We start from the raw sequence: 7,388 nt of genomic DNA on the forward strand, positions 1-7,388 counted from the left end.
GGCCGACGCACCGGGCCGGCCCCCCGGCCTACGCCCGCCTGCTGGTCCGCTCGCCCACCAGGGACAAGGCCAGCCGGGGGCACAGCCTGACGGCGTCCGCCGCCGCGTCCAAGCTGTCCGCGCCGATAGGCACGTCGGTGCGGTTGCCGGACCGGCTCCGCCGCGACACCGGGTAGCCCCAGTCGTCGCGGGCCAGCAACGCCGGAAGCAGCTCGGTGCACAGCCCGCGGCCGTCGCACTTGGTCCAGTCGATGTGCAGCGTGTCGCTCATGCCGTCCTCCCGTCCTCGCGCATGCATCTGCCGCTGAGGTGGGCCTTGACGTCGTCGGCGAAGATCTCCAAAGCGCTATGGACCAGTTGGACGGTCCCGTCCGGATGATGGCAGGCGCCCCGGCCGGAGACGAGTTTGCTCAGCCGGTCCAGCTCCCGGGGCAGCTGCGGGTTGGGTTCGCCGGAGGCAATCCGGTGAAGCACGCCGGCCATGGCGGGCAGGCCGAACATGCACGGTCCGCATTGTTTGGCGGACTCCCCCGCCAAATAGTTCAGGATGCGCGCCGTGGCCGCCAGGCCGCACTGGTCGGCAGGCAGCGCAAGGATGACTCCGGCCCCGGGGCGGACAGCCTGCCCGTCCGGGCCGGACGGCGATATCCGGTAGTCCAGCGGCCTGACCCAACGCCCGTGGTATCCGCCGACCAGAACGGCGGAGAGGGCACGGGCGTCAATTCCGGCGTCGTGGAGAATCGTCCCGAGGGCGGCGTTTCCGGGAACTTCCTGCACTTGTACCGGCCCCGGGCCGGAGACCGTCAGGAGCCGGGTGCCGGGGTCGGCCGGTGAGCCTGTGCTGCGGAACCAGGCGGCGCCGTAGCGTGCGATGAGGCCGATATGGGCCAGCGTCTCGACATTCAGCACCAGCGTGGGGCGGCCTTTGAGGCCGGCTTCGCTCAGGCGGCGCCGCTTGTCCAGTGGAAGTGCCGTGCCGGTGGCGATGGCATTGACCACGGCGCTGGCTTCCCCGGCGACAAACGTCTCCGGCGCCGGCACCAGCCGGATCCGGCGCGCGTCCGGCCGCTCGGCAATGGCACCTGCCACTCCCGCAAGGCTGTCCGGGGCGGCGTAGAGGTACATCTGCGAGCCTGCGACGGCGCGGTTGGCCGCCAGCAGGCCATCGAGCACGAGGTGCGGGGAGTTTGCCAGCAGCGTCCGGTCCTTGAAGCTGAGCGGTTCGCCCTCCGCGCCATTCGCAATCACCACCGGCCGGGAAGGCAGGATTCCGGCGGAGCCGGATTCGGCGGTCGCCGCCATCTTGCGCCAGGACGCGAAGGCCGCGCCGCCCCGCCCGGTCAGCCCGGAGGCTTCCAGCACCCCAATGAAGTCCGGCCCGATGCTGCCGGTATCCAGTGCCCCAAAGACGCTGAGATGCTCCTGCAGTCCAGCATAATCACCGGCGGCGAAGAGCCTGAACGTCCCTGCCGGCGCTTGGGGACGGAGAGTTTCGGCCAGCGAGGTGTCAGGCGGGGTCATGGCATGCCTCCTTGGCGGGCTTTGGACGTTTCGAGGAAGGTGGCGGAAAGACGCCAGGCGCCGGCGCCGCCGACGGCCGCCACCGACGCTGCGGCCAGTATCAGGAACCATTTGCCGGTCCCGTCGGTGCCGTTGCCGATGGCGTGGGCCAGGGCGATGGGCCACATGGCGTAGCTGAGCCAGTGGACGGCTTTGAAGGTTCGCTGCCCGATGCGGTGCCGCAGCAGGCCCGTGATGACAATGGCCAGCACGAGGTCCAGGGCGACCGTGCCCAGGCCCTGCCAGAACGGCCGGTAGGAGCCGAGGAACGGGACGAGGACATCGATCGGGTTCAGTTTGGCGTAGGAATCCAGCAGCAGCGACCCCACGTGGAGGCCGAGGAAGACTGAGGCGAGGAGGGCGAAGTTGCGGTGCAGGAGGGTGACAGAGAACCGCGGCAGGGCAATGAGCGGCCTGCCGGAACGGGTCAGGATGCCCAGCAGCACCGTGGCGGTAAACAAAGCCAGTGAGATGAAGCCGCTCACCCGCCCGAAAGCCCACATGGCTTCATCCATGGTGGCGCCGTCCCGATGCCGCAGGCTGCTCGCTGGGCCACGCGCCGGTGACGATGGTCCGTCCGTGCTGGTCAACGAAACGTCCGGCAATGCCCCTGCCCCGGAACCAGTCCACGGCCCGGAAACCCCGGACGACGCCGGCGGTGCTGAAGGCATTGGCCTCCAGGCACGTCGGGGCCGCGACGGTGACGGAGCGCCACACCGTCTCGGCGGGGAGACCGAAGCGCGGGTCCAGGATGTGGTGGACCTGAGCACCCTCGTGCTCCCACCGCCGCTTCTGGGTGCTGGAGGTGGCCATCGCGAACCCGGCGCCGAGGCTCAACTGCTGGGCCGGATCGTCCGCAAGATCCTGGACGAGCACCTGCCAGCCGCCTTCCGGTGCGGGTCCGGCCGAGGCCAGGTCCCCGCCAAGGCTGACCAGCACGCCGCAGCCCAGCTCGGAGTACACCTGACCGGCGGCCCGGTCCGCGGCAATCGCTTTGGCTGTGGCTCCAAGGTCCAGGCGGGTGCCCGCGGGAACTGTCAGCGTGCGCCCGGAAAGGCTGACGCGGCTCCAGCCGGAGGCCTCCCGGGCCGCGGGGGGAAGCCCGGAGGCGGCACCCTCCTCGACGCCGCGGCCGGGGAAGAGCCTGACGCTCACGATGTCCCGGTCATAGCCCAGGGCTTCGAGCTCCCGGCCCAAGGTCGGGTCGACGTCGCCGTCCGTCCACCGGGCGGCGTCGAGGGCGCCTTCGACGAGCAGTGCCAGCAGCGGGCTGACCCGGGCGCCCGCGGCAAGCTGGGGGCCGAGAATCGCCAGTTCCGAATCGTTCCTGAACCGGCTGCAGGCATCGTCAATGTCGGCAAGGGTCCGCCGGACAATGGCTGCGGCTGCGGCGAGCGCGCCGGCATCGGTGACGGTGACGCCGGCTTCCATGCCCCAGACGGTCCATGACTCGCTGGCAACCATGTCAGGACCCCGATGATTTGCCGTGGACGGCTCCGCCGCTGCCAGGCTGGACGGGGGTGATGCCGGAGTAGCTCTTGGGCTGGCGGCCGCTGTTGCTTTTCGCAGTGCCGCCCCCGGCGGAAGATGACGATGACCCGCTGGACGACGACCCTGTGGAGCCGGAGGTGGTGGTGGCGGCCGCAGCCTTGGTGCCCGGGGTGGCGGCGTACACGACGGCTGAGGCGATTCCTGCCGTGGCAAGGCAGCCCAGGGCGACGGTGGCGGTGATGCCGGCGGCGAGCCGTTTGCCGTTTCTTCGAGTGTCCATGGCCTGCTCCTAGTGTTCCGCGGTAATACGCGGTGAGAACCCCGCTATCCCAATACTCCTCGCGGATTCTTTGAGGTTTCTTAGATGATGCTGTCGCCCCGCTTTGGGTTTCCGGGTGCCGTTGCCGGCCGGCGAGGCGCTCAGGCGAGGGGCAGGGTGAGAACAATCGCTGCCCCGCCCTCCGGCGGGTTCGGCTCCACGCTGACGGTTCCGTCGTGCAGCGAGACGATCTCGGCCACGAGTGCCAGTCCCAGCCCGTAATGGCGTGGCGTCCCCGCGGCGGAAGTCTCGGGGCGGGCGGAGGCAAACCGTTCAAAGGCGCGGGCTTCGGCCCCGGCGGCGAAGCCGGCCCCGTCGTCGGCGACCCGGATGACGGCGTCCCTGCCCCGGGTGCTGACCGTGACGTGGACGGTGGTCCTGGCATGGTCCAGCGCATTGGAAATGAGCGCGGTGAAGACCCGGCCCAGTGACACTGCCGACCCGCGGACGACGACGGGCCCGGCGGGAAAATCTGTTTCCAGCCGGAGGGACTGCGACTCCGCCTGTCCTCCGGCCGGGGCTGCGGCGCCTGCCCCGACGGCGCAAAGGTTGACCGGGGTGTAGTCCGCCGCCCCCCGGGGGTCTGCCGCCATCAGCAGGTCATCCAGGATCCCCGTGAGCAGCTTTGAGTCATCGACGATGCCCTGGACGCCTTTCGCGGTCTCCTGGGGTGCCGGAGCCGCGCCGGGACGCAACAGGCGCCGGCGCAGGAGCTGCGCCCTGGTGCTCAGCAGGGTCAGCGGAGTTCGCAACTCGTGGCTGGCGTCGGCGATGAACCGGCGCTGGAGTGCCATGCTCTCCACCAGGGGACGCATGGCGCGCCGGGCCATCCACACGGAAGCGGCCGAAGCCAGAACGGCTGCCGCCGCTCCGGCAATCACCAGCGCGAGGATCAGCCGGTCCGCCTCCTCCTGCCTTTCGCGCTGGTCGACGGCGGCCTGGACAACCCTGCCGTCGTGGAACGCCGTAAAGACGACATAGCTCCTGCCGGCTATCTGGACTTTCCCGCGCTCGATCCCCCGCGACTCCGCCACGCGGGCGATGGCAGCGACGTCGGGCAGGCCCGCCGGCATGTTGCGTGAAACGGTCAGCTGGCCGTTGCCGGAGATGGCGACGAAGACGTCCAACGGGGCGTCCCGGGTCGAGTCAATCTGGGTAGCTCCCATCAGCTTCCGGTTGTCTGCTTCGTCGGCGCCGGCGGCCACCACCGAGTACATGAGTCCACCCATGAGCGCGAGCAGAACCACCATCAGCGCAGCGAACTGGACGGCAAGCCGCGCCACCGCGCCTTTCGAGTCCGTGCGGGCGCGGGGCCTCAACCGAGCTCCCCGAGCCGGTAGCCGACCCCGCGGACAGTCAGCACCGAGGACCGGCCCAGCTTCTTTCGCAGGTAATGCACGTAGGTGTCCACAACGCCGTCGTCGTCGGCCTCCGGGAAAACCGAGTGGATCAGTCCTTGCCGGGTGAAGATCTGGCGGGGGCTGCGGGCCAGCTGGGCCAGCAGCTCACTTTCCCGTTCGGAGAGGATAATGACCGTTCCGTTGCCTGCGGTGACCGTGCGCCCGCCAATGTCCAGCATGCCGCCCGGCACACGGACGGCGCCGGCCAGCACAGTATGGCGGCGCAGCAGCGACCGCAACCGGGCCAGGAGCTCGTCGACGTCGAAGGGTTTGCCCAGGTAGTCCTCGGCGCCCCGGTCAAGTCCTTCGACCCGGTCCGCCGGGTTGCTCAGCGCGGAGAGTATCAGCGCGGGGGCGGCCACACCGCGGCCCCGAAGCCGCTCGAGGACGTCCAGTCCCTCGATGGCCGGGAGCCCCCGGTCCATCAGCAGCACGTCGAATTCCCGGCTGAGCCCCTCGTGCAGGGCGCGTTGCCCGTCCTGGGCCAGCACCACGGTGTAGCCCTCGCCCTCGAGCAGTTCGGTGAGCATTGCGGCCAGGCTGGAATCGTCTTCCACCAGCAGCACCCTCGGCCCAACCGCCGTCATGCTGTGAAGTACCCAACGCTCATGCTGTGAAGTATAGGTCCGGCACCTCCGCCGGAGCCGGGCGGAGGAACGGTGTGCGGCTCGAACGGTCCGGCAGGGTGGCCGGCGGTCTGAGCAAAGTGACGGCGGACACCGGACGACGATTGAGGCGGCGACACTCGACGAGTGTCGAACTGCCCTGCGGGCCGCCCGCCACCCCGCGCCCCACCAGAGGCCCGGGCAGGCGGCCGCCGCCGGCGTCGCAGAATCCGGCCCTGACGCCGGGAAACGCCCCTTTTCCGCCGCCGGAGCGGGACCCGGCTGGCGGAACGCAGCGCCGCCGGCCGCCAGCAAACAGCCGCGCCCGGGTCACTCCGCACCCCGCGGAAGGGGCGCAATCCTGGCCCTACTCTTGAACAACCGGCCCGAACTGTTACCTCCGTCACACCTGCGACGGATCCGCGCGGCCGCAGCCGCGGCACCACAGCTGAGCCACCTGCCGCTTGGGACAAGGAAAGAAGCCTGATGACTGAACGCACAATTTTGGTGCCCAAGAGCACCGATTCGGAATCTGCCACGAAGGGCGAGCGCAACGAACCGCATCTCGCCCGCGCCCTGGGCAACCGCCACATCCAACTGCTTGCCATTGGCGGCGCGATCGGAACCGGCCTGTTCATGGGTTCCGGGAAAACCATTTCCCTGGCCGGCCCGTCCGTCATTTTCGTCTACATGATAATCGGCTCCATGCTGTTCTTCGTCATGCGGGCCATGGGCGAGATCCTCCTCTCCAACCTGAACTACAAGTCCTTCAGCGACTTCGCCGGCGACCTCCTGGGCCCCTGGGCGAGCTTTTTCACCGGCTGGTCCTACTGGTTCTTCTGGGTGGTGACCGGTGTGGCCGACATCGTCGCGATCGCCGGGTACGTGGACAAGCTCGCACCCGGCACGCCGCTGTGGATCCCGGCCCTGATCACGCCGGTGGTGCTGATTCTGCTGAACCTGCCCAGCGTCAAGGCGTTCGGCGAAGCGGAATTCTGGTTCGCCATCATCAAGGTGGTCGCCATCCTCGCCCTCATCATCACCGGCATCGTCATGATCGCCACCCACTTCACCTCGCCCAACGGCGCGGTGGCCAGCCTGTCCAACCTCTGGAACGACGGCGGCATGTTCCCGCACGGCATGTTCGGCTTCGTCCTCGGCTTCCAGATCGCCATCTTCGCTTTCGCCGGCATCGAGCTTGTGGGCACCGCCGCCGCTGAAGCGAAGGATCCCGAGAAGAACCTGCCGCGCGCCATCAACTCCATCCCCGTCCGCGTCCTGCTCTTCTACGTTGGCGCCCTGGTGGTCATCATGGCCGTCAACCCCTGGCACAGCATCGACCCGGCCAGCAGCCCGTTCATCGGCATGTTCACGCTCGCCGGGCTGGGCATCGCCGCGGTGGTCATCAACCTGGTGGTGCTGACCTCCGCCGCGTCCAGTGCCAACTCCGGCATCTACTCCACCTCCCGCATGGTCTACGGCCTCGCCCAGGACGGCAACGCCCCGCAGGCCTTCGGGAAGCTGAGCTCCCGCAAGGTCCCGCAGAACGCCCTGCTGTTCTCCTGCATCTTCCTGCTGGCCGGGCTGGTCCTGCTCTACGCCGGCGACTCCGTCATCGGCGCCTTCACCATCGTCACGTCGGTGGCCTCCGTCCTGACCATGTTCGTCTGGTCGATGATCCTCATCAGCTACATCGTGTTCCGCCGCCGCCGGCCCGCCCTGCATGCGGCGTCGAAGTTCAAGATGCCGGGTTCAGCCTTCATGCCCTACGTCGTGCTCGCCTTCTTCGGCTTCATGCTGGTGGCACTTGGCCAGGCCGACGACACCCGGCTCGCCCTGCTGGTAACCCCGGTCTGGTTCCTACTCCTCGGCGCGGCCTGGCACTTCAACCGCCAGACGCCCCTGCAGCAGGCCCGGATCGCCGAATGGAAAGCCGTCCGCGACGCCGAGTCAGTCCCGGTAGCGGGCTAAGCAGCACCCATCCCCCGGGAACCCGGCCGCCTTACCGGCGGC

General features: G+C 69.1%; 8 protein-coding genes. 1 reads left to right on the top strand and 7 read right to left on the bottom strand.

Going from position 1 to position 7,388, the window contains the following annotated elements; genetic code table 11:
* Window positions 1-28: 28 nt before the first annotated feature.
* From QCD75_RS15295 to QCD75_RS15325, 7 genes are all read right to left on the bottom strand, one after another.
* Entirely contained in the window at window positions 29-271 is a 243-nt protein-coding gene (locus tag QCD75_RS15295; protein ID WP_301230074.1) for a ferredoxin, read from the bottom strand.
* Window positions 268-1,521 carry an NADH-ubiquinone oxidoreductase-F iron-sulfur binding region domain-containing protein gene (locus QCD75_RS15300; RefSeq protein WP_301230076.1) on the bottom strand — a complete coding sequence of 418 codons (1,254 nt, stop codon included), beginning with the start codon at window positions 1,519-1,521 and terminating at the stop codon, window positions 268-270. Before QCD75_RS15300 ends, QCD75_RS15295 begins: the two co-directional genes overlap by 4 nt.
* Complete coding sequence (locus QCD75_RS15305; RefSeq protein ID WP_301230077.1) at window positions 1,518-2,075, bottom strand: ferric reductase-like transmembrane domain-containing protein; 558 nt, start codon at window positions 2,073-2,075, stop codon at window positions 1,518-1,520. The genes QCD75_RS15300 and QCD75_RS15305 overlap by 4 nt, the downstream gene beginning before the upstream one ends.
* A complete protein-coding gene (locus QCD75_RS15310) occupies window positions 2,068-3,024 on the bottom strand; it encodes an FAD:protein FMN transferase (protein ID WP_301230078.1) in 957 nt (318 codons plus the stop codon). The genes QCD75_RS15305 and QCD75_RS15310 overlap by 8 nt, the downstream gene beginning before the upstream one ends.
* A 1-nt stretch (window position 3,025) precedes the next feature.
* The gene (locus tag QCD75_RS15315; protein WP_301230080.1) at window positions 3,026-3,331 is read right to left on the bottom strand and encodes a hypothetical protein; all 306 of its coding nucleotides are present in this window, start codon (window positions 3,329-3,331) and stop codon (window positions 3,026-3,028) included.
* Between the two features lie 140 nt (window positions 3,332-3,471).
* Window positions 3,472-4,689, bottom strand: a complete 1,218-nt coding sequence (locus QCD75_RS15320; RefSeq protein ID WP_301230082.1) for a sensor histidine kinase — start codon at window positions 4,687-4,689, stop codon at window positions 3,472-3,474.
* Window positions 4,686-5,327: a response regulator transcription factor gene (locus QCD75_RS15325; protein ID WP_367400660.1), complete on the bottom strand. Its 642-nt coding sequence runs from the start codon at window positions 5,325-5,327 to the stop codon at window positions 4,686-4,688. Before QCD75_RS15325 ends, QCD75_RS15320 begins: the two co-directional genes overlap by 4 nt.
* Window positions 5,328-5,861: 534 nt before the next feature.
* Here QCD75_RS15325 and QCD75_RS15330 point away from each other — a divergent pair.
* Window positions 5,862-7,346 (top strand): amino acid permease, encoded by a 1,485-nt coding sequence (locus QCD75_RS15330; protein WP_301230084.1) that lies wholly within the window; start codon window positions 5,862-5,864, stop codon window positions 7,344-7,346.
* Window positions 7,347-7,388 lie beyond the last annotated feature (42 nt).

It is taken from the genome of Arthrobacter sp. PsM3, assembly GCF_030433895.1.
Lineage (GTDB): Bacteria > Actinomycetota > Actinomycetes > Actinomycetales > Micrococcaceae > Arthrobacter.

Bases quoted from the DNA above. Each gene is read 5' to 3' on its own strand.
- QCD75_RS15295 (WP_301230074.1), bottom strand. From the start codon at position 271: ATGAGCGACACGCTGCACATCGACTGGACCAAGTGCGACGGCCGCGGG.
- QCD75_RS15300 (WP_301230076.1), bottom strand. From the start codon at position 1,521: ATGACCCCGCCTGACACCTCGCTGGCCGAAACTCTCCGTCCCCAAGCG.
- QCD75_RS15305 (WP_301230077.1), bottom strand. From the start codon at position 2,075: ATGGATGAAGCCATGTGGGCTTTCGGGCGGGTGAGCGGCTTCATCTCA.
- QCD75_RS15310 (WP_301230078.1), bottom strand. From the start codon at position 3,024: ATGGTTGCCAGCGAGTCATGGACCGTCTGGGGCATGGAAGCCGGCGTC.
- QCD75_RS15315 (WP_301230080.1), bottom strand. From the start codon at position 3,331: ATGGACACTCGAAGAAACGGCAAACGGCTCGCCGCCGGCATCACCGCC.
- QCD75_RS15330 (WP_301230084.1), top strand. From the start codon at position 5,862: ATGACTGAACGCACAATTTTGGTGCCCAAGAGCACCGATTCGGAATCT.